Below are 22,855 nucleotides of genomic sequence, written 5' to 3' on the forward strand. Positions count from 1 at the left end.
ATTGTCAACCTTCCTTAGAGGGAACGATTTGCAGCTTTTTCATGCGCGACTCCAATGTGGTGGGTTTGAGGTTGAGCAATTCCGCGGCGCCGCCTTGCCCTCGAATTCGGTTGTTGGCTTGAGAGAGGGCCGCCAAGATGGTTTCGCGCATTGCTTCCTGCATTGGCTTCACGGCCCCATTTGCGTAAGCCGAAGGCAGTAGCGGACTGGCGACTAGCGGCTCGTTGAGCTCCAGAGTAGTGGAGCGGGTCATGATGGAGGCCCGCTCCAGCACGTGTTCCAGCTCCCGGACGTTGCCGGGCCAGGCGTACTGCTGCAACTGCTGCCGCATGGTGTTCGACAAACCGGTGAGGGGCTTGCCTAGCTTTTTGCTGATTTTTTGCAGGAAATAAGCGGTTAGCGGCAAAATGTCTTCCGGCCGTTCGCGTAGGGGCGGCACTAGTACCGGAAACACGTTGAGCCGGTAGTAAAGGTCGGCGCGGAAGCGGCCGGCGGCTACCTCCTCCTGCAAGTTGCGGTTGGTGGCCGCAATAAAGCGCACATCCACCACAATAGGACTAGGACCTTTGCCACCAATTCGCTCGATTTCCTTTTCCTGAATGACGCGCAGCAGCTTGGCTTGTAGTTCCAGGGGCAACTCCCCAATTTCATCCAGGAAAATGGTGCTGCCGTGGGCCAACTCGAACTTACCGATGCGCTTGTCGGTGGCGCCGGTGTAGCTGCCTTTCTCGTGGCCAAACAACTCGGATTCGATAAGCTGCGGCGGCAGGGCCGCACAATTCACCTTCACCATGGTGCGTCCCTTGCGCTTGGACAGGTTGTGCACGGCCCGCGCAATCAGTTCCTTGCCGGTGCCGGTTTCGCCCGTTATCAGCACCGTATAATCGGTGGGCGCTACTTGGGCAATGCTGTCAAACACGGCCAGCAGGGCCGGACTCGTCCCTACTATTTCCTCGAAGTTGTGACTGGTTTTGATTTCCTCGCTGAGGTAGGTTTTCTCTTGCTCCAGCTGCTCGCTCAGCAATTTGATGCGCTCAAAGGCCAGCAAATTTTCCAGGGCCAGCGCCAGCTCGTCGCTCAGACTTTGCAAGGTCTGGAGGTCTTTGGGCGTGAAAGCATAGGCGGCTTTGCTAGCTACCACCAAGGCCGCTACCGTCTGGTCTTTAATGCGGATGGGCACGTACATCGACGACTGCAGCCCCAGTTGCTCGCCGTATAGCTGGGTCACCAGGTTCCGGTCCCGCACCTCAGTTGACTGCCGACCCACGTTTAGCGTTGGCTGCACCAGCCACGACTCCATTGCTGCTACTTGCTGTTGCCAGTCGAGTGGTGAAATGGTGGTAGGGGGCTTGATTTCGCTTTCGGGCATGGAGACGTACGAGCCGTCCTTTTTCTTAACGGTCACGTCGAACGGTGTGGCCCCGAGCAGCCGCCCCACGCGGTAGACACTCAGCAAATCAATGCCGGGGAGTACGTCGTTGATGGCAGCGGCCACTTTGGGGGCAATTTCCACCATGCTTTTGCCATTCTGAAACGCGCTGGCTAACGCCAGTTCGGCTGTTTTTAGTCGCCGCCGGGCGTCTATTTCCTCGCAAGCCAGCAGGTTGTCCAGCGCCAAGGCAATCTGCGCAATAACCAGGCTGATGGCTTCGTAATCGGCCGGCGAGAACCCATTAGGGTCGGTGCGGGCCAATTGCAGGTTGGTAAATGAGCGCCGTTTTAGCACCACCGGCAGCACCAGCAACGACTGCACGCCAAACGTGTCGTGAATGGCCCGAGCCGTGAGGTATTTGGCGCACAATTTCTCAAAGGCTGCGCCGGTGAAAATGCCGGGCTGCTCGCCTAGCTGGTCGGGGGTTTCCTGCGTGAGTTTCTCCAGCAGGTCATCGGAAGCGTTGGGCCCCAGCAGCACCGGCAAATGAATGCGCTCAAACGTTCCTAGAGCCGTTTTGCGCAGCATTACCCAGTAATACGACTGCTCCTCCGGCAAGGCGATGCGCAGGTTGAGAAAGGAAAAAGGCACTAGCTTATCAAGCTGCGCGGCAATAGCTAAGCTTAGCTGGTCACGGTCGTGCAGCGTGATAATGGCATTGTTGACGGCTACTTGTATTTGCTGCTGCTGGCGCAGTTTGGCTTCCTCGCTGTGCGCGTGACGGTACCGGGCAATTTCCAGCGTCGAGAGGACGTCTTTGGCGCGGAAGGGCTTATTGAGGAAGCCAAAGGGCTGAGTCACTTTCGCCGCTTCCAGCACGCTGTCGGATAAGTTGGCCGACAGGAAAACGAACGGAATCTGGTGCTTATTCAGCCACTGCGCGAGGTCGATGCCCGTTTTGTCGCCCTTTAGAAATACATCCAGCAGCACAACGTCGGGAGTAACTTGCGCTAGCAGGGCATGGGCCTCGGCCACGCTTTTGGCAAGGCCCGTGACCTGATAGCCAGCTTTGGTTAGGATGCGCTGTAAGTTATTGGCTATCAGAAACTCATCTTCTACAATAAGAATGCTGGCCGTGGGCGCGAGCTCAGTACCGGATACAAGCATAAAACAACAAAGTAGCAGGTGCGTGACTACGAAGGAGACTATGCGGCTAAGGTAAGGCACAGCAATCTAGGCTCCGAAGTTACCTCCGATATTTCGGAGGCTCCATTTATTCGGAGTGGATGAAGCAGCGCTGTAGCAGGCAATGTAGTGTTCAAATAGTTGATATTGAGCAGTATAATAATTAATAAATATTCCAAACAGGTGGTGGCATTCGGTTAGCTACAAGTTGGGTTCCGAACCGGAAGTCGTCTAACCCTTCACCACCTTGCTATGAAATGCTACCTACAACGTGAACCCTTGGAAGTCGAGGAGTTTGTGGCCAGTGCCTGGGCCGGCTCGCGGCAATTGCGCAACCACTTCGAACTTATCTGTATCCGGACGGGCAGCGGCGCTTACATCATCAATGGGCAGCGCCTGGGCTACCGAGCGGGCAGCGTGTTCTTGCTAGGCCCGGCAGATTGCTATTCCTTCGTTATCAATGAAACGACCGATTTTGGCCTCGTAAAATTTACGGAGGCTTACCTCACGGAGCTGACGGCCACCGGCATTCATACCAGTGCCTGGCACCTGCTCCGCGACTACACGTTGCATGCCTCCTTGGGAAGCATGGGCAGCATCGAGCTGGGTACCAACGAGCAGCGGCAGTTCGAGGCGCTGCTGGAGCTGCTGTTCTCTGAATACAGCAACCGGGGGCAGCCGTTCAACAACACCCTGGCCGAGTCGCTAATGGGGGCCATGCTCAGCTTTATCGGCCGGCAGCTCACGGGGCGTTCGGTAGGGGAGCGGGTAACTTCTTCGTATGCAGCAAGCTTTGTGCAGCGGCTGCTGGCTTATATCCGGCGGCATATTTCGCAGCCCGACCGCCTTAGAGTAGAGCGGCTGGCGGCGGAGTTTGCGTATTCGCCCAAGCACCTGAGCGCCTTATTCAAGCAGGAAACCGGTGAGTCGTTGCGCCAATACATTCTGCGCTACAAGCTTAAACTAGTGGAAACCCGACTGCAACTCAGCACGCTTACCGTGTCGCAAATTGCCGATGAGCTGGCCTTTACGGATGTGTGTCACTTAAACAAGCTGTTTAAAAAGCACTACGACACAACCCCCACCGACTACCGTCGGCATCTGCAGGCTATGTCCTCTGCGAGCGTATGAAAACGGCTTCCACTTTGCCCGACCCTAACGCGCCGCTTTACTTCGATATCAGTCCGCTGGCCCTGTGCCGACAAGAACCCGCGCCAGCCACCCGCTGGCCGCAGTATACGGTAGTGCTGGTAGGGGAGGACAGTCCGCAAACCGGCCCCGTCTTGGCCGACCAGCAAGTGCCGCGGGAAGTGTACTTCGGGCGGCCCGGTCAGCCCGCCTTAGAAGTAGTGCCAGCAAGGGCCACGGGGCTGGTGCTGCGCTTCACCGACGAGTTTGTGAGGCTAACCGGCAACGACCGGGAACTGCTGCTGTTCCAGTTGTTTCATCAGGCCACGGCCGGCCCGGTGCACGTGCCCGACGAGCACGTAGCCGACATATCCTTTTTGGTTGGTAGCCTGCAACGACAGGCCGCCAGCGCGGCCGTGTTGCGCGAAGACCTGTTGCGCTCCTACCTCAAGACGCTACTGCTGCACTGCACCCGCCTAAGTCAGCAGCAGCGCGGGGCTGCCACTCATTTGGTGCACGCTGGCTTGTTTGGGCGTTTTCAGCAGCTACTAGAGCAGCACTACACTCGGTGGAAATCAGTAGCCGAGTATGCCGATCAATTGCACGTAACGGCCAACCACCTCAGTGTTAGCATCCGCAAGGAAACCGGGCAGCCTGCCAGCGAGCATATTCGGCGACGCATCATGCTGGAAGCCAAACGCTTGGTGTCCCTGCGCGATGCATCCTTGAAGGAGGTGGCCTACCAACTAGGGTTCGAGGATGTGGCACACTTCAGTAAGCTGTTCAAGCGCTGCACCGGCGTCACATTTTCCCATTTCAAAAAGCAAACGCAAGCGCAGTACAGCTGTCCGCTACCCACCCTGATGATAGCCTAACACAGCAGGGCAGACCAGATCTAGCGAGTCCAAACTTTCTTTTTCCCGGTCAGAATTCCCGACGATGAGTTTGCCGTGGGCGAGCGGCGCTTAATGGCCGAAAACCGTCCATCGTCCATCATTGGCTGCCTGATTCGGCCCCAGGAAATTGCTGATTTAGCCGTCTTTGTTTGCAGTGGCCTAGCTGGCGCCATCAATGGCGCTGCTTTGCGGGTGGATGGCGGCATTTATCGTAGTGTCGTGTAGCAAGAGCGGCTTTCAAATGCGTACTTTCCGTCCAGCCGAATAGCCAGTAGTTCGCAACGGTCGTAGGTTCGGTGTCACTCAAGCAAGGCAGTCTTATGATGAATCACACCTTTGATGCACTGATTGTTGGGGCGGGCCAGGCGGGGCCTTCATTGGCGGGCCGTCTTACGGCCGCCGGGTGGAAAGTAGGCTTTGTGGAACGCAAAAATTTCGGCGGCACTTGCGTGAACACGGGCTGTACGCCCACCAAAGCCATGATTGCCAGTGCTAAAGCAGCGCACACCATGCGTCAAGCTGCGAACTACGGCCTTAAGCCAGCGCCAGAATTCACGGTGAATTTAGCGCAGGTGAAAGCCCGCAAAGACAACATTGTGGCGGCCTCGCGGGCTAGTCTGGAAAAGTGGCTTCAGCAAATGCCCGGCTGCACCATTTTCCGGGGTACTGCCCAATTTCTGTCGGCTATCAGCATGCAAGTAGGCGCCGATGTGTTGGAGGCCAAGCACATTTTTCTGAACGTAGGTGGCCGGCCAGCCAGCCCACCCTTGCCCGGCATCGGCGAGGTGCCCTACCTTACCAGCAGCACCATACTAGCGCTGGAAGAGCTGCCAACGCACTTGGTGATAGTGGGCGCGGGCGCAGTGGGGCTGGAATTTGCCCAGATGTTCCGGCGGCTTGGGTCAGAAGTAACCATTGTTGAGCGCAGTTCGCGCTTGCTTCCCCACGACGACGAGGACGTAGCGGCCGCCGTGGCCGATATTCTGGCCGCGGAAGGCATTACGCTCCGCCTCGGGGCCGAATGCATCAGCCTGGGGCAGGAGGATGGGCAGCCCGTGGTGCACGTTAGTTGCCAAGACGACCCAGCCCCGAGCCGCGGCTCTCACTTGCTGCTTGCCATGGGCCGCCAGCCCAATACCGATGATTTGGCGCTGGAAAAAGCGGGTCTAAATGCCGATGCCCGTGGCTACCTGCCCGTCGATGAGGAACTGCGCACTGCTGTGCCGGGCATCTGGGCGCTAGGCGACTGCAATGGCCGGGGCGCCTTTACACACACTTCCTACAACGACTTCGAGATAGTGGCCGCCAACCTGCTCGACCAAGGCCAGCGCCGGGTCAGCGACCGGCTGCCCGTGTACGCCGTGTACCTCGACCCGCCTTACGCCAGAGTCGGCCTGACGGAAGCGGAAGTGCGCGCTGCCGGTACCCCCGTCTTAATGGGCAAGCGGCCCATGACCAAAGTGGGCCGGGCCGTAGAAAAAGGCGAAACCAAGGGCTTCATAAAGGTGCTCGTGCACGCCGAAACCGACCAGATCCTGGGCGCCAGCATCGTAGGCACGGGCGGCGACGAGGCCATACACTGCATCATCACGGCTATGTACGCGCAGCAAACGGCCGCTTTCATGCGACGCAACGTGTTCATTCATCCCACGGTGTCGGAACTGATTCCGACGGTATTTGGGGAGTTGAAGCCGCTGGAAGAAATTGCCAAACCAGCCGGCAACTAGCCTGTACCAGCTGGGCTTGCGCAGCTAGGCATCAGATGCTGTCCAGTATGGCAGCCAGCTCGGCAGGCTTGGCCAAATGCGGGCTGTGGCCGCAGTCCAGAGCCGCAACGTCGGCTACGGTGCCGTTGATTAGCAGCATCTGCCGTTGCAGGTTGGTACTGATGCCTGCGTCGTGCAGCGTTTCGATGTAGCATTTCAGTACCTGCCCGAAGTTGGCCTCGGTTAGTGTCACCTTAGCCTGGAACGGGGCCAGCGCCTCGGGTTGGTGCCGGGCCACAACTAACTGCTGAATGGCCGGCGGGCAATCGGCCGCAAAAATGGGCACAATGGCGGCAGGCTCAATGGTGGCCGAGCGTTGGTCGGCGGACACTACAAGGTTGGGCGGCAGGAGGCTGTCGGGGTCGGCGAAGTCGAAGGCGCTTTGGCCGTTTTGGGGTAGGTAGGCGCACAGGTACACCAGCCGCGCTAGTTGGCTGGGAACGTACTCGGCCACCTGCGAAATAATCATGCCGGCCATGCTGTGACCCACCAACACTACCGGTCCCGCTTCGGCCGAAACATGCGCTATGGTGGCCGCTACGTAGCGTTCAAGCGTTAGCTCGGCCAGTGGCGTCGGTTCGCCTCCGTGCCCCGGCAAGTTGAACGTCACGACCCGGTGTCCCAGCTGCTCTAGCTGCGCGCGCAACAGGTCCCAAGCATACTCCCCCGACCAAGCCCCGTGCACGAGTACGAAGGTTCTTTTCATGCTGACTTCAAGGATATGTTAAGAAGGAATAAGCGTAAGTGAATTTCAAAGTGAATACAGGGAGCCTTCCTAAGCGCGCCATCTTATAGCCAGTTGGGACCAAGCAGGCCACTGCCTCGGTGAGCGTGTTGTAGGTGTTTCTAGACTAGGATTGTTGAAATAAGCCGGGGGCAGGCAAGAGGCTAGCTGGTTGTCTTGTCCAGCTCCGCTAGGTAGTTATGCATCAGCGCTATAGCCATAAGTTGTGGCTCTTAGCTTAAAAAGCGCGGGTATAGGGCACCGGCACGGGCGTTTTGATATGCAGCGCGGTAGCGGCCCGGAGCGGAAAGTATGGGTCGCGCAGCAGCTCTCGGGCCAGCACCACCAGGTCGGCTTGGCCACTAGTAATGATGGTGTTGGCTTGCTCGGGAGTGGTAATGAGCCCCACGGCGCCAGTAATTATGCCCGTATTGGCCTTGATATTTTCGGCATAAGGCACTTGGTAGAGCGGCACGACCTTCGTACGGTCGGGCGCCCCGAATCCGCCGGCCGAGGCCGTAACCACGTCTACGCCATGCTGCTGCAGCACGGCGGTCAGGCGTACCGAATCAGCTAGCTGCCAAGCCTGTGGCTCGTCGGAGAAATCAACGGCGGAGAGGCGTACGAGCAGGGGCATTCCGTCAGGAACAACGGTCCGGATGGCTTGCACCGTTTCCACGAGCAGGCGAATTCGGTTGTCGAAGCTGCTGCCGTACTCGTCTTGACGGTGATTGGTCAGCGCTGAATAAAACTGGTGAAACAAGTACCCGTGGCCCGCGTGCAGCTCGATGGCATCGAAGCCCGCCTGTACGGCGCGGGCGGCAGCCGCTTTAAAATTATGGATTAGCGCCTGAATTTCCGCTACAGTCAGGGCCTCGGAGGTCTGATGCTGGTCCAGGGAAACGGCGGACGCGCTTTTGGTGACCCAGCCACCTTCGGCCGGGGGCAGGTAGTGGAAGCCAGCGGCGGGGTGCGCGTGGCTGCCCTTACCGCCCGCGTGCCAGAGCTGCACCGCTATTTTGGCGCCCTGAGCCTGCACAAATTGCACAATGGGGCGCCAGGCAGCAACTTGCGCTTCATTCCATAAGCCAGTATCAAAGAGGGTATTGCGGCCCTCCGGGTTTACCGCGGTGGCCTCGGTAATCACCAAACCCACGCCGCCCACAGCCCGACTACCCAGGTGCACCAGGTGCCAGGCCCCCACCAGCCCGTCTGGGCTGACGTACTGTTGCATGGGTGACATTACTAACCGGTTTTTCAGCTGTAGACTACGGATTTCAAGGGGTGAAAACAAGTGAGAATCCATGCAATTAGTTATGTGGTGAAGAAGGCTTAGCTATTACACTTCGCGCCTCAGCTGCCATGGTTACCGCGGTTGGCACGTTGAAAATTGGTGAAGCTCCGGTCCTGATGGCAGGTTTGACGCGCAACTCCGTTATGCCGGTCCTTTGGGTAGCAAAGGCCATCTAGACCTCGGAGGTAATAAGCACGAGCGTGTGGTTGCTTGTGGTTGGCAGCTGAGGCAAAGGTTCCAGCGCGAAAAGAGGTAAATGCTTGTAGATGACTGTCAGTTGGTTGCTGCCACTGGCAAATACGGCTTGCTCTTGGCAGGCCAAAGGTCCTGAACCTGGCTGCGCCGCTCCATAGCCAAATCCTGCAATCCGAGGTATATATGCTGGATTCGTTGCCACGGCTGCCACCCTAGCGTACCCATGATATGTACCTCGGATTGCAGGATTTGACCCTGTGCCCGATCCGGCCTCGGTGCGTACTTTGTGGTTTCATTTACCGCGTTTCCTGTTTGGGCCTTTCTCGCTCAGTTTATATGCATCAAGAACCCCTTCGCACCGCTGGCGTGGCACTGGCTACCGCTAGCAAAGCTCTTATTCTGCTCCACGGTCGGGGAGGCAGCGCCGCCGATATTCTCTCGTTGGCCTCCCACCTGCACGTGCCCGATTTTGCCTTGCTGGCACCGCAAGCCACGCAGAATACCTGGTACCCGTATTCCTTTCTGGCCTCGCCCGCGCAAAACGAGCCCTGGCTCTCCGACGCACTAACTGCCGTGGGCCGGGCCGTAGCCACGGCAGAAGCACAGGGTATTACGAAAGAAAATATCTACTTCCTGGGCTTCTCACAAGGTGCCTGCCTCACGCTGGAATACGTGGCCCGCCACGCGGCTCGCTACGGCGGCGTAGCTGCTTTCACGGGCGGCCTGATTGGCGACCAGATTTACCAGGACAACTACACTGGCAATTTCAACGGCACGCCCATTTACATCGGCACGAGCGACCCAGACCCGCACGTGCCTGTGGAGCGGGTTCGGGCCTCCACGGTGCTACTGACCAACCTAAGCGCCGCCGTAACCGAAAAAATATACCCCAACATGGGCCACACCATTTCGCAACAAGAAATTGTCGCCGCCAACACACTGATTTTCAATAAGCCTTCCAGCTAAAGCGCAGCCTTGGTACTGCCCTTGCAGTCCAGGCTTCCTAGCCACTTCTGCCGCACGGCACGGCCGCCAAGCGTGGTTGCGCCCCATTTGTATTCTTGTTTTTAACCGACTTTTCACTTCTTCCATGGAACCACGCATTCTAGGCCTGCACCACGTAACGGCCATTGCTGGCAACGCCCAGCGCAACTACGATTTTTACACCAAGGTGCTCGGGCTGCGCATGGTGAAAAAGACTGTCAACTTCGATGACCCCGGTACCTACCACTTCTATTTCGGCGACGAAACCGGTTCGGCCGGCACCATCCTCACGTTCTTTCCGTGGACCAACATCACCGCGGGCCGGCGCGGCACTGGGCAGGCCACCGAAATCGGGTACTCGGTGCCCGAAGGCAGCTTCGATTTCTGGATGAAGCGCTTTGATGCGCACGGCGTGACCTATAACAAGCCAAGCACTAAGTTTGGGGAGCAGTACCTCACTTTCCTCGACCCCGATGGTCTGAAGCTGGAGCTGATAGTCTCGAAAACCGCCGATACCCGTACGCCCTGGACGACGCCCGAAGTAGGGGCCGATGTTGCCACCCGAGGCTTCCACACCGTGACCCTGACGCTGGCCAGCGTAGCCGCCACGGCCGACATTCTGACGGACGTATTTGGCTACAAACTGCTAGAGCAACACGTGAACCGCTACCGCTACACCACCGATGCGGTACAAACCGCCGCCTATATCGACTTGGTGGAAGTGCCAGGTGAAGGCCGCAGCCTCACGGCCGGGGGCTCGGTGCACCACATTGCCTTCCGGGTGAAAGACGACGAAGCTGAGCTGGCTATCCGTCAGAAGCTACTAGCGAAAGGCATGCAACCCACCCCGCAGATTGACCGCGACTATTTTCACTCGGTGTATTTCCGTGAGCCAGGCGGAGTCCTGTTCGAAATTGCCACCGACAACCCCGGTTTTACGGTGGATGAGCCGCTGGCCGAGTTAGGTACGCGCCTGATGCTGCCCAAACAGCACGAGCCCCGGCGGGCGCAACTAGAAGCCGTCCTGCCTCCAATTAGCTAGTTCTTTCAGATGGCCTTTCTCAGTAGCAGTAGGGCCTTTGATTATCTGAAACTTCTTGGCTCTTGCGGTTCGTACGACCAGCAATTCATCTTGGAATAATTCGTTGCTGCCCTGTCTCTGCTATGCTTTTAGAGACAGGGCAGCATAGTTAGAAACACCTAGCAAACTGCGTGCAGTTGACAACAGTCGGTGTTTCTGTAGAAGGGGCGCTGGGAATCTGTCGAGTCAGCAGTTGAATCTGTCGATTGTGGAGGGTAGGCCAGAATGAACAAGTGCAAGTTTGTGCCAAGCAATCAAGGTCTTGGTCTTCTACACTCTCATTCGATGGAACGTAAACACTTTCTGAAAAGCCTGTTCGTCGGCGCTATTTCAACGCCGGCCCTTCTCTCTGCATGCGGCAAGGAATCCGAGGAAGTAACGCCTACGACCGGCGCCACGGGCACTACCGGCACCGGTACGTCTGGTAGTTGCTCGGTTGCGCCCACCGAAACCGAAGGGCCATTCCCCACCAAGGTGCCCGCTTCGTATGTGCGCAGCGACATCACCGACGGTAAGGCCGGCCACAAAATGACGGCCAAGATTACCATCACCAACACCAACAACAATTGCGCGGCCCTGGCCGGGGCAGTAGTTGACATCTGGCACTGCGACGCCGAGGGCAACTACTCCGAATACGGCGGCTCGGGCATGCAGTCCACCAACTACCAGAGCGTGCATTTCTTGCGCGGCCGCCAGACCACCGACGCCAACGGGCAGGTCACGTTTACCACCATTTTTCCGGGTTGGTATTCCGGCCGGGCCACCCACATCCACGTGCACATCTACAGCGCCAGTGGCACATCGTTGAAGGTAACGCAGATTGCCTTCCCCGAGGGCACGGGTACGGCCGTGGCTGCGGTTAATGGTTACGCCAAGGGCATGAGCGGCTACACCACTAATGCTAAGGACAACGTGTTCAGCGACGGGGTGACGCAAGAACTGGCCACCGTAACGGGCAGCCCCACCGCCGGCTTTGAACTAGCTATTTCGTTCGGGGTAGCGGCTTAAGCGCCCTGAGTTACTGTTTATTTCCGTAGGTAAAGACGCTACAGATAAGTCTGTAGCGTCTTCTGTTCTTGGAGTTATGGCCGAGCGAATTATCATTGTCAGCTACCGCAAAATCATCGATGCCAGCGCCACCCGCCCGTGGGATAAGTTGGTTTTCAACGATACATACGCCGAGTTTCGGTTGCAGGCGCAGTACTTCAACCAGCAGCGGCAGTACCGCACGTTTGGCGAACTGTTGCAGCATGCGGCGGGAGCTGAAAAGCTGCACTTTCTGGTGAGTGCTGCCGTGCGCGGGTACTTGCAGCAGCTAGGTGGCCTGGTGCCCGATGTGCTTAACAACCAGGGCCGGCACTTTCTGCCTTTCACTAAATTTCAGTTCGAGATTATCAATTCCGACCTGCTCGACCAGGCCCGGCACCAGGTAGCCATCAACTTCTACTCCGAGCCGCTACTCTGGCACGACACTATTGCGCCCTACTTGTTGGTTTCGGAAGAAGCCGCCGTACCGGAGCCGACGGGTGAAATCTTAACCCACTTGTTTCAAGTGCCGCCGTTCGTTTCCATCCATTCCCTGCGTTCCGCCCCGCAAAACGTTTAGAGGAGTAGGGTAGAGCGGCAATGTGTACTCGCGCTGCTCTTGGCCCAGAAGCGTAACAGCTTCCGGCGGTTGATATTTGTGGGGTTGGCAAGCAACCCAACGGCTGATTCACAGTTCAAGGGCTACAGTGCCTTGAATAATTAGCATGAAATTACTTTTGGTTGAAGACGAACCGAAGCTGGCCTCCTTCATTCAGAAAGGCTTCCAAAACGAGGGCTACGACCTGGATGTAGCCTACGACGGGCAGATGGGATTGTCGCTGTTTCGGCAGCACGCCTACGACCTTATCATCCTAGATGTCAATCTACCCTACATCAACGGGTTTGCGCTCTGCGACTTGATCCGGGCCGATAATGCGCACGTGCCCGTGCTGTTTCTGACCGCCTTCGACAGCTTGGAAGATAAGGTGCTCGGCTTCGAGGCCGGTGCCGACGACTACTTGGTGAAGCCTTTCAAGTTTCAGGAGCTGTTGCTGCGCACCCGGGCCCTCACCAAGCGCAGCGCCGACCAGTCGGCGGTGAAGCGCGTTCTGCGGGTGGCAGATTTGGAACTGAATCTGGAAAGCAAAACCGTTACCCGCGGCGGCCAGCGCATCGGCCTGACGGCCAAGGAATACGCTCTGCTAGAATACTTGCTGCTAAACCGAGGCAAGATTATTTCCCGCGTCGATATCACCGAGAAAGTATGGGAACTGGATTTCGACACCAACACCAACGTCATCGACGTGTACATCAGCCACTTGCGGCGCAAGCTCGATAAAGGCTTCACGCCCAAGCTAATTCATACGGTGGTGGGCATGGGCTACGTGCTGCGGGAGGAATAAATGATGCTGATCCGGAACAAGCTGATTCTGCGGTTTATGGCCCTGGTGATAGCCATTCAGCTCTGTCTGACGGCTTTCATCTACTATTACAGCGCCCGAGCCCGCGAGTTACGCTTCTACCACCGGCTCGAAGCCAAGGCCGAGCAAACCGCCAGCTTGCTGATTCGCCGCCTCAACCTGCGGCCGCAGGTGCTGCGCAGCTTCCGCAAGAAAGACCTGCTGACCATGCACAACGAACGCATCAGCATCTATGATCCGCAGCGCCGGCTCGTGTTCCATATTGCCGAGGAAAAGGAAGACGAAGGCGTGCCCACGCAGGATACCACGTATTTCAGCCAGATTACGCGTAAGAAACCAGCCCGCTTCCAGAAGGGTAAAATAGAAACCCTAGGCATGCTGTACCGCGCCCACGGGCAGTCGTACCTGATTTTTGTGGCCGGCCGCGACCAGTTCGGCCGGCGAGAGTTCGACACGCTACGCTCCATTTTGCTCGGCGGCAATTTGGGGGCGCTGGTCTTGATTATTGGCGCCGCTTGGTATTTTGCCGACCGTTCGCTCAAGCCGCTTTCGCGCATGGTAGCCGAGGTGAAAGGCATAACGGCCACCAACCTGCGCCAACGAGTGAACGAAGGCAACCGCCGCGACGAAATTGCGCAGCTCGCCATGACATTCAACGAAATGCTAGGCGGCCTAGAGCAGGCATTTGAGGCACAGAAAAGCTTCCTCTCGCACGCCTCGCACGAATTGCGCACACCGCTGGCCAACGTACTTGGCACGCTGGAAACAGCTTCCGCCTACGATACCGAGCTACCCGCCGCCAAGCAAAGCATAGATTCGGCGGTGGAAGAAATTCAGAAAATCATCGACCTCACCAACGGCCTGCTGGCCCTAGCCAAAGCCGATGATACTTCTTTCCGTCGCGCCCAAGCTCCCCTCGACGACATTGTGCTGCAAGCGGTAGATGCCTGTTCGGCCCGTTATCCGGGGCGCACGGTGCAGGTGGAGTTTGGGGCTTGGCCCGAGGCAGTTGAAGTGGCCTTTGGGGTGCGCGGTAATGCTCAGCTTTTGCACACGGCCGTGCTCAACCTGCTCGACAACGCCTGCAAATACTCCGATCAGGCCGTGGGAGTGATGCTCGGCTATGAAACCCCGCAGGTGGTGCAGCTCACAGTAACCGATGCCGGTCCGGGCCTGCCCGCCCACGAGGTAGCGCGCGTGCTCGAACCCCTGTACCGCGGCGAGAACGGCCGCGACAAGCCCGGCTACGGCCTAGGGTTGGCCATTACTCAAAAGATAGTGCAGGTGCACGGCGGCCAGCTTTCTATTGATTCAGAAGAAGGAAAGGGCACGCGCGTGGTGGTCCGGCTGCCAGCGCTGTAAGGAGTGACTGAGATAAAACGGCCGGCGCGTTCATCCTTTTTTAATGTGGTAGTCAGACGGTGTTAATGCCGCGGGTGGTCCTTTGTGGTCTACCAATGCAATACCGCATGCACTCCACCTCCCGTTCTGCTAGCCCGTTGCCGCTGTGGCTACTCGTCCTGGCCTTGGTGCTCTCAGTGGGCATCAACTTGTATTGTCTTACGCCCCGCTATCAGTCTGCGAGTGTTCCGGCCTCCGGCCAAATGGTGCAAGAAAACGAGGACGATGAGGACGACAACGACAATGACCGGTCCTGGGCTGCTCTGACGGAAGAGCTACGCGAAACGCGCCAGCAACTAGCCGCCTGTCAGACTAACCACCTGGCCACCGACAGCCTCTCCACTTGCTTCTAACCACCCGCACGGCGGGCTTTACCACCTTCTTTTTGCTTTTCATACCATGAAAAACCTGCTGTTTTCCTTGCTGCTATTCACTAACTGGTGCAGCACGCCAACTACACACGTTGCTTCCTTGGCCACGGTGCCGGTAGTTCCCGCCCGCACGGTAGGCCAACTTCGGTCCGCGCCGGCGTCCGCGCTGGCTCGTATGGGGTACGACTTTTCCAGCCCCACTGCTACGTATTCCATGCCCTCCGAGCTGGCCGAGCTGTCGGGCATTGCCCTGAGCGGGGCCACTCACATTACGGGTGTAGAAGACGAAACCGGCAACCTCTACCAGTACAACCTAGCTGAAAAGCAAGTTGAGCAGGTGGTTTCCTTTGGCCAGAACGGCGACTACGAAGACCTGGCGCGGGTGGGCAACGACTGGTTTATCTTGCGCAGCGACGGTACGCTCTTTCGTTATACCACCACTGGCACTCAGGAATACAAAACAGGCCTAACCTTCGCCAACGAGCCCGAAGGCCTTGCCTACGATGCCGCCTCCAAAACCCTGCTCGTGGCTTGCAAAGGTGAACCGGGCGCCGACCTGCCGGACACCAAACGCGCCATCTACCGACTGCAAGCCGGTACCTTTCAAGCAGAGGCCGTTCCTGCTTACGTGCTTGATGTACCTGCTATTGTAGCCGCCGAGCCCGGCCAGTCAGAGCCCGCGAAAAAATCCGGCAAGAAGGGTAAGAAGAAAGACGAGCGCAAAGGATTTGCCCCGTCGGCGGTGGCCGTGCACCCGCTCACCCACCACGTGTTCGTGCTGTCGGCACACCAGAACGGCCTTGTGGAGCTAGACGAGGCAGGCAAATTGGTGGCCGTACAGTCTTTGCCGGCGGCCTTGTTTCCGCAACCCGAAGGCTTAGCCTTTGCGGCTAACGGAGACTTGTACATCGCCACCGAGGCCGGTAAGAAGTCCGGCCAGGCTACTATTTACCTGTTTCGTTCACAGTCCTAGTAAGCGTTTTCTACTTGAACTACCACGGCTACGTGCCAGCACATAGCCGCGCCGCTCTGGCCCAATGGCTGATGGCTTAAACCTCCCTGCTTATGTACGTTCGTAAAAGTATTCGCTGGTGCCTGATTTGGCGCTTTGCCTGGCGGCGCGTGTTGTTTTTTACGTTGGTTTCGTCGTTGGTGTGCTTGCTGTACGGGCCCTTGCATATGCGGTGGCTGGCGGTGCCCTGGCAGCCGCTGGCCACGCTTGGCATTGCCGTATCGTTCTATATCGGCTTCAAAAACAATGGCTCCTATGACCGATTCTGGGAAGGCCGACAGATCTGGGGCGGCATCATAAACTTCAGCCGCACCTGGTCGATGCAGGCACTGGAATACGTTACGTCGGTGGTGGACGCGCCCGATGTGGAGGCTCCCGCTGCCTCGGCCAGCGAGCTAAGCCAGCGGCACCAGCAACTGCTGTACCGGCACGTAGCTTGGGTGAATGCCCTGCGTCTGCAGCTTCGCCGCCAGCCTGATTTATGGAGCAGTGATGTTGCGCCGTTTCTGGAACCCACCGAATCAGCTCAGACCCAACGCCGGCAAAACCCGCCAGTGCACTTGCTGCGGCAGCAGGCGGCTGCTTTGCGCATGCTGCGCGAGGAGCGAGGCCTGCTCAACGACTTTCAGCATGTGAGCATGATGAATACTTTGCAGGAACTCTACAACCTGCAAGGCGCCTGCGAACGAATCAAAAACACGCCTTTCCCGCGCCAGTACGCTTTCTACAGCTTCCTGTTTGTCTGGCTGTTTGCTACCCTGTTGCCGCTGGGGCTAGTAGGCGAATTTGAAAAGCTCGGCGCCAACCATATGTGGCTCACGGTGCCGTTTTCGGTGCTGGTGTCGTGGGTATTCACCACTATCGAAATGGTCGGCCATACCAGCGAAAACCCGTTCGACAATGGCGTCAACGACGTGCCGATGACGGCGCTCTGCCGCACCATCGAAATTGATTTGCGGGAGATGCTCGGTGAGACGGTGCTTCCCGGCAAGCTAGAGCCCATCGAGGATGTGCTGTATTAAAGCCTCTCTGCTTTAGGTTCTGGTAAACGACCAACTGCAACCTCTTTTAGGCTGTCAGGCGCTTTCCTGCTCCGACAGCTCTCGAACGGGCGTGAGGATGAATTCGTGAATTCGCCAATCCAGCCGTTCAATTTGCCGGGCTGTATCTTCTAGTTGTTGGGCGAGTTGCTCGTTGTCTTCGGTGGGTACCACAAAGCCTTCGCCCAAGTAGATGTGCCCTTCCTCCCGCAGCCGGAAGGAAAAGTTTTTCACCCACGGTTGTGCCGCTAGTGTCCGCCGTACTTGGTCTAGCAGCGGATCGGGCTGCTGATCGTCCACGGTTTTAGGGGCCTGATTCATTAAGTCGAATACAGCCTGCCGCAGGTTGGTGTAGCCGTCGCGCACGATATCGAAAGCTATGAAAATGGCGGCGGCAGCATCGGCCCACCACCAGCCCATACCAATGCCCAAGATGCCTAGAATTGCGGCCGCCGCTGTCATCCAGTCGGCTTTGTTCATCTCGGCGTCGGCGTACAGGTTCTTTTCGTGTAGCTGTTTAGCCAGGGGTAACTTTTTCTTGCCTAAGTACAGTGCCGGAAAAGTGCCCCACAACAGAGCCGCAATCATGAGGTAGCCTAGCCAAATCTGGTGCCCGGCAATGACCACGGTGCCAATAGTAGGGTGTTCGGCCTTGAGCAGGGTAGTGGCCGAGTCAATCAGCAGAAAGCCTCCTACTGCAAACAACGCCACCGAGCTGCACAAGTAGGCAATACTTACGGCCCGGTGATACCCATAAGGAAAATCTTCGTTGGGCGACCGTAGAATAACGCGCGTTGCGATATGGAAGGAAACGGCCGGGGTTAAACTCAGCAGGTCCTCAAACCAAGCCGTTTTCATAGCCTGCGACTGGCCCATGGTCAGGTACATAAGGGCGGCCGTGCTGATCAGGTAGGCAATAGTGAGCCATTCCAAGCGCTTGGCTTGCCGAAACGCCGGGACTAGCTCGGGCGGGTATTCAAATTTGACTAGCTGTTTCACGGTTGCACCGATGGGGGCAGGGCTGCTTCCTGCTGATGAAGGAAACGTTCTAAGGCCACGATAAAGGCGTTTTCCCCTTGAATGGATGCCAGTACGTGCTTTTCCTTACCTACTTCCATGTAAGGCCGCGTGAAGGCCACTTTTTCCTTCCAGGGATTCTGGTCGGTAAGGCCAGCCACCACTACGTGCACTTGGCGGCGCTCTAGCGCTTCAAATAGGTTTTGTTCGGTGTCGTTGCGCCACTGCACCCGCGCCGATAAGGTCCGAGCAAAGGCTTCAACCAGTTCAGCTTCGGGGCCGGTTGGCGTGCCTGTCGTTTTCACCACCCAGGGCGGATTTTCGGAGTAGCCTACCACCAGCGTGCCGTTGCGCACTTGATCTAGCGTGTGTTCCGGGTCTTTGGGAAAACCGTCGCAGCCTAGCAGGGGCAGCAAAGCAACCCACAGCAGTTCTCGCAAAGCCCGCCACGCGGAAAACGGGTGGCTGCGCGGTGGCCGGCGAACAACGCTTTGTGGTAGTGAAGTTGGGGTAGGGTGGTAGTTACCTATTGGCAAGAGCATGTGCAATAAAACGAAGCCTGAACACGAGCAGAAGATTTTCGCTGTACTGTGGACCTTGGCCTTGGGTTGCCAGCCGGCCCAGCCTCGCGCGTAACAACTCGCGCTTCAAAAGGCGGGTACAAGCTCATCGTGTGAAGTGGATAGTTCTTATCAAGCTAGTAGCTACGCTGTACACCGTGAAGCACCTTGCCTGCATTCAGAAACTGCGTACCTAACTAGGGGAAGAACGTAGAGTAACAGCGGTGAATGGGCCGCATAGAGTTACAATAAGTGGTTACTGCATGAAAACTCTGGTACAACGCTATGTCCCGCGCACCCGACGGGCACTTGGGAGCTTACTCCAACTGCACCCAGCTCCTTGGCGCTGGAAAGTGGGTGTAGAAGCCGGGCTAGCGTTGGGCTTACCCCTGGCCCTGTTCACGGCACTAGGTCACCAGCCTTGGGGAATGCAAGCTGCGTTGGGCGCTTTCACGGCCCTTTATGGAGCCAGCTTAAACCGGCGCGACCGGATGCACCTGCTGCCGCTAGTGGCAGCGGGTTTGGTGCTGGCTGCTTCCGTGGGAGTGTTGTGCGCGGGCAATCATTGGCTGACGAGTGTGGCATTGATTGTAGTTAGTGCTTTGGCGAGTACCGGGGCGCTAGGGGTCCGGCTCGGGCCACCCGGCCCGCTGATGTTTGTGCTCGTGGCGGCCGTTAGTGGGCACCTGGCTACACCCCGGCAACTCGGCGGCGCGGGCTTGCCAGGCGGGTCCCTCATCGGGCTGGTAGCGCTGGGCTCGGCGCTGGCGTACCTGGTTGTCGTTATGCCCCTGGCGTGGCCGTCGGTTAGGCGCCGACACGGCTCACCATCCGGGTTGCGCACGCTGTTCCCCCGTTTCAGCTTCGACGCCGATACGGCCGCCATGGTGCTGCGGGTAGTCGTTGCGGTAGCGGTGGCAAGCCTGCTTGGGCGGCCGTTGGGAGCGTACCGGTCTTACTGGGTGGTGCTATCGACCGTGGCCGTGCTGCAATCCAGTCCCTCACGAAAACTGACTTCTATCCGGGCAGTGCACCGGGTGGTGGGTACGCTGCTCGGTATTGGCTTGTTTGAACTAGTGGCGTTTTTTCGCCCCATAGGTTTCGGAGTGGTGGCGCTGCTCATGCTGTTGCAGGCGGCTACGGAAGTGGTAGTGGCCCGCAACTATGCGCTGGCGCTGCTCTTCATCACCCCGCTGGCTTTAACCAACTCCACCATAGGTCATGCCGGCAGTACGCTGGTGACTGTGCAAGGCCGCCTGCTCGATACGCTTCTGGGCGCCGGCATTGCCCTAGCCATATTCTGGGCGGGCGAGTGGCTGCGGCGTCTGAGGGCGAAACGAAATGCTGATTCAGCAACACCAAATACTAGTTCGTAAGTACTCAGAGAGCCTGCCTACCTTCAACACATTAGGATAGAAGCCTGTGGACCGAAGCGGTGCGCTACCTGCAAGGCTACGAGAAAGTAGCGGAGTATGGCCCACGTCACGCTATGGCGCTGAAATACGCTTTTGCTTGCGCGAAGCCCTTTTGTAGCATGGCCTGCATAGCGGCGGGTTGGAACGTCAAGCCGCCGGGGCCGCCTTCATTCAGCTTGGTTTGCGGCCGTATCTCGTGGATCTTAGTTACCGCCATTCCTGCAAAAGGATTGGCAGGAGTTGCCAGGGCTTCATTGATTACCGTTTGAGACACGCCGCGGGCTAAAAGTGTGGCGCGAATGGCCTGTACGTACCGGTTTCCTCGCTCGTAAAGTTGAGCAACCCGGTAGTCGTTGGCTCCTACGTCTTCGCTAAACAAATCGATGGTGCGTTCCAGAACTTGAATAGCGCTTGTTTTCGTGGTATTATCGGCCGGTGTCTGCTCGGGATTAAGCGTAATGGCATAAATCGTTTCGGCCCCCTGATCAATAGCCGCTTGCAGAGGCGTGGCCTCTCGTACTCCTCCATCTACGTACTGGCGCACCGGTACGGCGCCTTTTCGCACTTCTACTGGCTGCATAAACACGGGTTGGCAGCACGAGGCCAACATAGCCCGTCGCAGATCGGTTGCGTTTTGGATCCGCTCTACATCATAGTGCGGAGTAGCGGCCGCCGCCCGGGTGCTCCAGTAGACCAGCCGCTCCGTCTGCAAGCACACGGTAGCCAGAAACAACTGGGTAGCCTTAGCTTGTAGTTGGTCGTAACGAGCCTGGGTAAGTACCGTGTCAATTTGGTTTTTCAGGGGCGTTGCGTCGTGCAGCGAGATACCCGTTACGAGGTTGCCAATGGCGCCAAGCTTAACCAGCTCATCTTGCCGGAGGGTGGTATACATCTGCTCTAGCAAGGCTATTTCGCCACAAGCAGCCAAGGGCACGATGAGGGAGCCCGTACTAGTACCGCAGTATAAGTCGAAGCTAGTGAGGGGCTGCACGTGCTGATTGATGTACTGCAACGCCCCAACGGCAAAGGCCCCCTTGGAACCGCCGCCACTCACTACTAAAGCAGTTTTTGCCATGCTGTTTTGCGCGCTTACAAATCGGGAGGCGACTTGTGTAACAAATTGTAGGTAAGTGCCAATTGCCCATACGTAGTAGGCGTGCGAACGTCACGATGAAGCTTGACGACCACGCCTAGCAGATTACTGGTTTCTACCCCGATGCCCCCGCCCACCCATTGCCGCCAGTGAGTGGAGGCTGTGTACACCGCCGGCAGATACTCCACCAGTACGTGCACATGGCCTGCTTTGCTCAGCAGCACCGACGGTAATTGGAAAACCTTGAGCGTGACGCGCCCACCTGCCAAGCCACCGATTTGGTAGCCTGGGTGAAAAATGCCGCCCACCAGACCAGCCCGTAATTGCTCCGGCACAATAGTTCTCTGCCAAGCGAGCTGCCCGGTAGCTAAGTACAGCTCTGGGCCGCCCCGCGGGCGCGCAAACCCTTGCCCAATTTCTACCGATAGCGCGGTAGCACCCTTCGGCATTTCCTGCGCTACAACGCTATGCGCAATAATAAAAGCCCATAAAACCCCCAGCACGTGCTTCGCCATCTTAATCTTACTCTCTATAAGTACTGGTGAGTTCCCACCGAAGGAAGCTAACAACTAATAGGCCGGGCCAGCCTGCTAAGCAAACCTATCAGAACTGCTAAACCGCTTATACGGGATTCAACGATTCCCGCCGGGCTGAAAATTGGCGAATGGTTTAGCGAACGTAATGGTCAGCTACTTCCTGGTAGGGCGTGTTCGGGACCTTGTTTACGTTTTTGAAGCGCAGGGTAAGGCTGTGGTCCGTCAGCTCAGTAATGGTCGCCTCGGCATTACCATACTTAATGGTGTTGCCCTGGCGGGTGTAGACGGCACTCCCCCAAGAACTGCCATCTCGAATGTCGCGGTAGCGGAGCGAATCTATGGTTACGAGCAAGTAAAAGCGTTTTTCTTCTATTGTTTGCTGATCAATAAACTGTCCGGTTGCCGAGTAGTTATAGCCCGTGGTGCTTTCCGCGTTCCAGCGGCCGAGTAGGGTGGGCTCGGGATCCTCCTTGTCACAAGCTGTCGTAAGCAAGGCACCGCTTAGCAAGAAGAGTGGGAAGAAGTATTTCATGACGAATCAAAGAAGTAGCGAGGATAGTGCTAAGTAGTTACTTGGACAGTTCACTCAGCAGTAACTGGGAAGAGGCAGATCTATAAAATTGGAATTACTCCTTGACGATTTTGATCGTGCGGCCGTTAGCCTCGTCGCGGAGCAGGTAGAGGCCTGCTGGCAGAGCCTGCACATCCAACGGCTGGGCGTTGACGCGGGCCTCGCGCAAGACCTTACCAAGCTGATTTAGCAGCTGGGTAAGGTCTTGCGCGAGGCCCGCTCAGAGTGAAGGAAGTGGTAGCCGGAATGGGAAAGCAGTTAGAGTTATTGCAGTAGCGGTTGGGGATGAGCTGGCTAAGGGAGCGGAGCCGAAACTGACTGGCCAATAGTCATAGCCATTCTAACCAAGCTGAGTTTTGTCGTCACTAATGCCCGAGTAGGATCAGCCCCAAAATGTAGCTATAGTTAAGAATAAGGTCATGTAAGCAGCGGCGAGCGTCACGGCGCATCGCTGACTTGTGTGTATAGCGTGGATTCAATTGAGGCAAGGATCGACTCGTGCAGATGCTGCCAGTTCAAGGCGGAAACGTCAGGCGAAGAAGCATACAAGGGTATTTCTTCTTCGAGTACGCTCAGATAATGAAGCACGCGGATGCGTTGAGTCGAGGAGACGGTATCGAAGTAGAGGGCCTGCAGCTCCAGAATGGTGGTGACCAACATTTCTCGCAGCGCGTGCTGATCTTCAATAGCATACGTGGTGGTATTCCGCAGCTTCAGCAGCCGCTGCTGTGTCTGCTGGAGTTGTGGAATAACAGGATTCATTAGGA

23 protein-coding genes are annotated in these 22,855 nt (G+C 57.3%); 14 read left to right on the forward strand and 9 right to left on the reverse strand.

Features of this window, described 5'->3' with window-relative positions:
* Positions 1-4 precede the first annotated feature (4 nt).
* Positions 5-2,539, reverse strand: coding sequence for a sigma 54-interacting transcriptional regulator (locus P1X16_RS08730; RefSeq protein ID WP_277227555.1), 2,535 nt, complete (start codon positions 2,537-2,539; stop codon positions 5-7).
* A 270-nt stretch (positions 2,540-2,809) separates the two neighbouring features.
* On the opposite strand from P1X16_RS08730, the gene P1X16_RS08735 reads away from it, so the two are divergent.
* The 4 genes from P1X16_RS08735 (at position 2,810) to P1X16_RS08750 (ending at position 6,308) form a co-directional block, all read left to right on the forward strand.
* Positions 2,810-3,688, forward strand: coding sequence for an AraC family transcriptional regulator (locus P1X16_RS08735; RefSeq protein WP_277227556.1), 879 nt, complete (start codon positions 2,810-2,812; stop codon positions 3,686-3,688).
* Entirely contained in the window at positions 3,685-4,560 is an 876-nt protein-coding gene (locus P1X16_RS08740; RefSeq protein WP_277227557.1) for a helix-turn-helix domain-containing protein, read from the forward strand. The genes P1X16_RS08735 and P1X16_RS08740 overlap by 4 nt, the downstream gene beginning before the upstream one ends.
* Before the next feature lie 75 nt (positions 4,561-4,635).
* On the forward strand, positions 4,636-4,806 hold the full coding sequence (locus P1X16_RS08745; RefSeq protein WP_346771242.1) for an SDR family oxidoreductase: 171 nt from the start codon (positions 4,636-4,638) through the stop codon (positions 4,804-4,806).
* A 95-nt stretch (positions 4,807-4,901) separates the two neighbouring features.
* Positions 4,902-6,308, forward strand: a complete 1,407-nt coding sequence (locus P1X16_RS08750; protein WP_277227558.1) for an FAD-containing oxidoreductase — start codon at positions 4,902-4,904, stop codon at positions 6,306-6,308.
* Between the two features lie 31 nt (positions 6,309-6,339).
* On the opposite strand, the gene P1X16_RS08755 is transcribed toward P1X16_RS08750, so the two are convergent.
* Both P1X16_RS08755 and P1X16_RS08760 read right to left on the reverse strand, forming a co-directional pair.
* Entirely contained in the window at positions 6,340-7,053 is a 714-nt protein-coding gene (locus P1X16_RS08755) for an alpha/beta hydrolase (protein ID WP_277227559.1), read from the reverse strand.
* A 256-nt stretch (positions 7,054-7,309) separates the two neighbouring features.
* On the reverse strand, positions 7,310-8,377 hold the full coding sequence (locus P1X16_RS08760) for an NADH:flavin oxidoreductase/NADH oxidase (protein WP_277227560.1): 1,068 nt from the start codon (positions 8,375-8,377) through the stop codon (positions 7,310-7,312).
* A gap of 519 nt (positions 8,378-8,896) precedes the next feature.
* Between P1X16_RS08760 and P1X16_RS08765 the strand changes: the two genes are divergently transcribed.
* From P1X16_RS08765 to P1X16_RS08805, 9 genes are all read left to right on the forward strand, one after another.
* Positions 8,897-9,526, forward strand: coding sequence for a dienelactone hydrolase family protein (locus P1X16_RS08765; protein ID WP_277227561.1), 630 nt, complete (start codon positions 8,897-8,899; stop codon positions 9,524-9,526).
* Between the two features lie 124 nt (positions 9,527-9,650).
* Positions 9,651-10,586, forward strand: coding sequence for a ring-cleaving dioxygenase (locus tag P1X16_RS08770; RefSeq protein WP_277227562.1), 936 nt, complete (start codon positions 9,651-9,653; stop codon positions 10,584-10,586).
* Between the two features lie 324 nt (positions 10,587-10,910).
* On the forward strand, positions 10,911-11,633 hold the full coding sequence (locus P1X16_RS08775; protein ID WP_277227563.1) for an intradiol ring-cleavage dioxygenase: 723 nt from the start codon (positions 10,911-10,913) through the stop codon (positions 11,631-11,633).
* Between the two features lie 76 nt (positions 11,634-11,709).
* Positions 11,710-12,231: a hypothetical protein gene (locus P1X16_RS08780; RefSeq protein ID WP_277227565.1), complete on the forward strand. Its 522-nt coding sequence runs from the start codon at positions 11,710-11,712 to the stop codon at positions 12,229-12,231.
* Positions 12,232-12,376: 145 nt separating this feature from the next.
* Positions 12,377-13,054 (forward strand): response regulator transcription factor, encoded by a 678-nt coding sequence (locus tag P1X16_RS08785; protein ID WP_277227567.1) that lies wholly within the window; start codon positions 12,377-12,379, stop codon positions 13,052-13,054.
* The gene (locus tag P1X16_RS08790; RefSeq protein WP_277227569.1) at positions 13,055-14,434 is read left to right on the forward strand and encodes an ATP-binding protein; all 1,380 of its coding nucleotides are present in this window, start codon (positions 13,055-13,057) and stop codon (positions 14,432-14,434) included.
* Positions 14,435-14,541: 107 nt separating this feature from the next.
* Positions 14,542-14,826, forward strand: coding sequence for a hypothetical protein (locus P1X16_RS08795; RefSeq protein WP_277227571.1), 285 nt, complete (start codon positions 14,542-14,544; stop codon positions 14,824-14,826).
* Between the two features lie 46 nt (positions 14,827-14,872).
* A complete protein-coding gene (locus P1X16_RS08800) occupies positions 14,873-15,817 on the forward strand; it encodes an SdiA-regulated domain-containing protein (protein ID WP_277227572.1) in 945 nt (314 codons plus the stop codon).
* A gap of 92 nt (positions 15,818-15,909) precedes the next feature.
* Positions 15,910-16,878: a bestrophin family ion channel gene (locus P1X16_RS08805; protein ID WP_277227574.1), complete on the forward strand. Its 969-nt coding sequence runs from the start codon at positions 15,910-15,912 to the stop codon at positions 16,876-16,878.
* 54 nt (positions 16,879-16,932) lie between these two features.
* Here the strand turns inward: P1X16_RS08805 and P1X16_RS08810 are convergent, their stop codons facing one another.
* Positions 16,933-17,895 (reverse strand): cation diffusion facilitator family transporter, encoded by a 963-nt coding sequence (locus P1X16_RS08810; protein ID WP_277227576.1) that lies wholly within the window; start codon positions 17,893-17,895, stop codon positions 16,933-16,935.
* A complete protein-coding gene (locus tag P1X16_RS08815) occupies positions 17,892-18,455 on the reverse strand; it encodes a transporter substrate-binding domain-containing protein (RefSeq protein WP_277227578.1) in 564 nt (187 codons plus the stop codon). The genes P1X16_RS08810 and P1X16_RS08815 overlap by 4 nt, the downstream gene beginning before the upstream one ends.
* 281 nt (positions 18,456-18,736) lie before the next feature.
* On the opposite strand from P1X16_RS08815, the gene P1X16_RS08820 reads away from it, so the two are divergent.
* Positions 18,737-19,849: an FUSC family protein gene (locus P1X16_RS08820; protein ID WP_277227580.1), complete on the forward strand. Its 1,113-nt coding sequence runs from the start codon at positions 18,737-18,739 to the stop codon at positions 19,847-19,849.
* Between the two features lie 106 nt (positions 19,850-19,955).
* Here the strand turns inward: P1X16_RS08820 and P1X16_RS08825 are convergent, their stop codons facing one another.
* The 4 genes from P1X16_RS08825 to P1X16_RS08840 form a co-directional block, all read right to left on the reverse strand.
* Positions 19,956-20,963 carry a patatin-like phospholipase family protein gene (locus P1X16_RS08825; protein ID WP_277227582.1) on the reverse strand — a complete coding sequence of 336 codons (1,008 nt, stop codon included), beginning with the start codon at positions 20,961-20,963 and terminating at the stop codon, positions 19,956-19,958.
* A gap of 14 nt (positions 20,964-20,977) precedes the next feature.
* Positions 20,978-21,496: a hypothetical protein gene (locus P1X16_RS08830; protein WP_277227584.1), complete on the reverse strand. Its 519-nt coding sequence runs from the start codon at positions 21,494-21,496 to the stop codon at positions 20,978-20,980.
* A 154-nt stretch (positions 21,497-21,650) separates the two neighbouring features.
* Entirely contained in the window at positions 21,651-22,049 is a 399-nt protein-coding gene (locus tag P1X16_RS08835; RefSeq protein WP_277227586.1) for a hypothetical protein, read from the reverse strand.
* 477 nt (positions 22,050-22,526) lie between these two features.
* On the reverse strand, positions 22,527-22,850 hold the full coding sequence (locus P1X16_RS08840) for a hypothetical protein (RefSeq protein WP_277227587.1): 324 nt from the start codon (positions 22,848-22,850) through the stop codon (positions 22,527-22,529).
* Positions 22,851-22,855 lie beyond the last annotated feature (5 nt).

The sequence above is a fragment of the Hymenobacter sp. YC55 genome (assembly GCF_029433095.1).
Classification (GTDB): domain Bacteria; phylum Bacteroidota; class Bacteroidia; order Cytophagales; family Hymenobacteraceae; genus Hymenobacter.

Bases quoted from the DNA above. Each gene is read 5' to 3' on its own strand.
- P1X16_RS08730 (WP_277227555.1), bottom strand. From the start codon at position 2,539: ATGCTTGTATCCGGTACTGAGCTCGCGCCCACGGCCAGCATTCTTATT.
- P1X16_RS08735 (WP_277227556.1), top strand. From the start codon at position 2,810: ATGAAATGCTACCTACAACGTGAACCCTTGGAAGTCGAGGAGTTTGTG.
- P1X16_RS08740 (WP_277227557.1), top strand. From the start codon at position 3,685: ATGAAAACGGCTTCCACTTTGCCCGACCCTAACGCGCCGCTTTACTTC.
- P1X16_RS08750 (WP_277227558.1), top strand. From the start codon at position 4,902: ATGATGAATCACACCTTTGATGCACTGATTGTTGGGGCGGGCCAGGCG.
- P1X16_RS08755 (WP_277227559.1), bottom strand. From the start codon at position 7,053: ATGAAAAGAACCTTCGTACTCGTGCACGGGGCTTGGTCGGGGGAGTAT.
- P1X16_RS08760 (WP_277227560.1), bottom strand. From the start codon at position 8,377: ATGGATTCTCACTTGTTTTCACCCCTTGAAATCCGTAGTCTACAGCTG.
- P1X16_RS08765 (WP_277227561.1), top strand. From the start codon at position 8,897: ATGCATCAAGAACCCCTTCGCACCGCTGGCGTGGCACTGGCTACCGCT.
- P1X16_RS08770 (WP_277227562.1), top strand. From the start codon at position 9,651: ATGGAACCACGCATTCTAGGCCTGCACCACGTAACGGCCATTGCTGGC.
- P1X16_RS08775 (WP_277227563.1), top strand. From the start codon at position 10,911: ATGGAACGTAAACACTTTCTGAAAAGCCTGTTCGTCGGCGCTATTTCA.
- P1X16_RS08780 (WP_277227565.1), top strand. From the start codon at position 11,710: ATGGCCGAGCGAATTATCATTGTCAGCTACCGCAAAATCATCGATGCC.
- P1X16_RS08785 (WP_277227567.1), top strand. From the start codon at position 12,377: ATGAAATTACTTTTGGTTGAAGACGAACCGAAGCTGGCCTCCTTCATT.
- P1X16_RS08790 (WP_277227569.1), top strand. From the start codon at position 13,055: ATGATGCTGATCCGGAACAAGCTGATTCTGCGGTTTATGGCCCTGGTG.
- P1X16_RS08795 (WP_277227571.1), top strand. From the start codon at position 14,542: ATGCACTCCACCTCCCGTTCTGCTAGCCCGTTGCCGCTGTGGCTACTC.
- P1X16_RS08800 (WP_277227572.1), top strand. From the start codon at position 14,873: ATGAAAAACCTGCTGTTTTCCTTGCTGCTATTCACTAACTGGTGCAGC.
- P1X16_RS08805 (WP_277227574.1), top strand. From the start codon at position 15,910: ATGTACGTTCGTAAAAGTATTCGCTGGTGCCTGATTTGGCGCTTTGCC.
- P1X16_RS08815 (WP_277227578.1), bottom strand. From the start codon at position 18,455: ATGCTCTTGCCAATAGGTAACTACCACCCTACCCCAACTTCACTACCA.
- P1X16_RS08820 (WP_277227580.1), top strand. From the start codon at position 18,737: ATGAAAACTCTGGTACAACGCTATGTCCCGCGCACCCGACGGGCACTT.
- P1X16_RS08825 (WP_277227582.1), bottom strand. From the start codon at position 20,963: ATGGCAAAAACTGCTTTAGTAGTGAGTGGCGGCGGTTCCAAGGGGGCC.
- P1X16_RS08830 (WP_277227584.1), bottom strand. From the start codon at position 21,496: ATGGCGAAGCACGTGCTGGGGGTTTTATGGGCTTTTATTATTGCGCAT.
- P1X16_RS08835 (WP_277227586.1), bottom strand. From the start codon at position 22,049: ATGAAATACTTCTTCCCACTCTTCTTGCTAAGCGGTGCCTTGCTTACG.
- P1X16_RS08840 (WP_277227587.1), bottom strand. From the start codon at position 22,850: ATGAATCCTGTTATTCCACAACTCCAGCAGACACAGCAGCGGCTGCTG.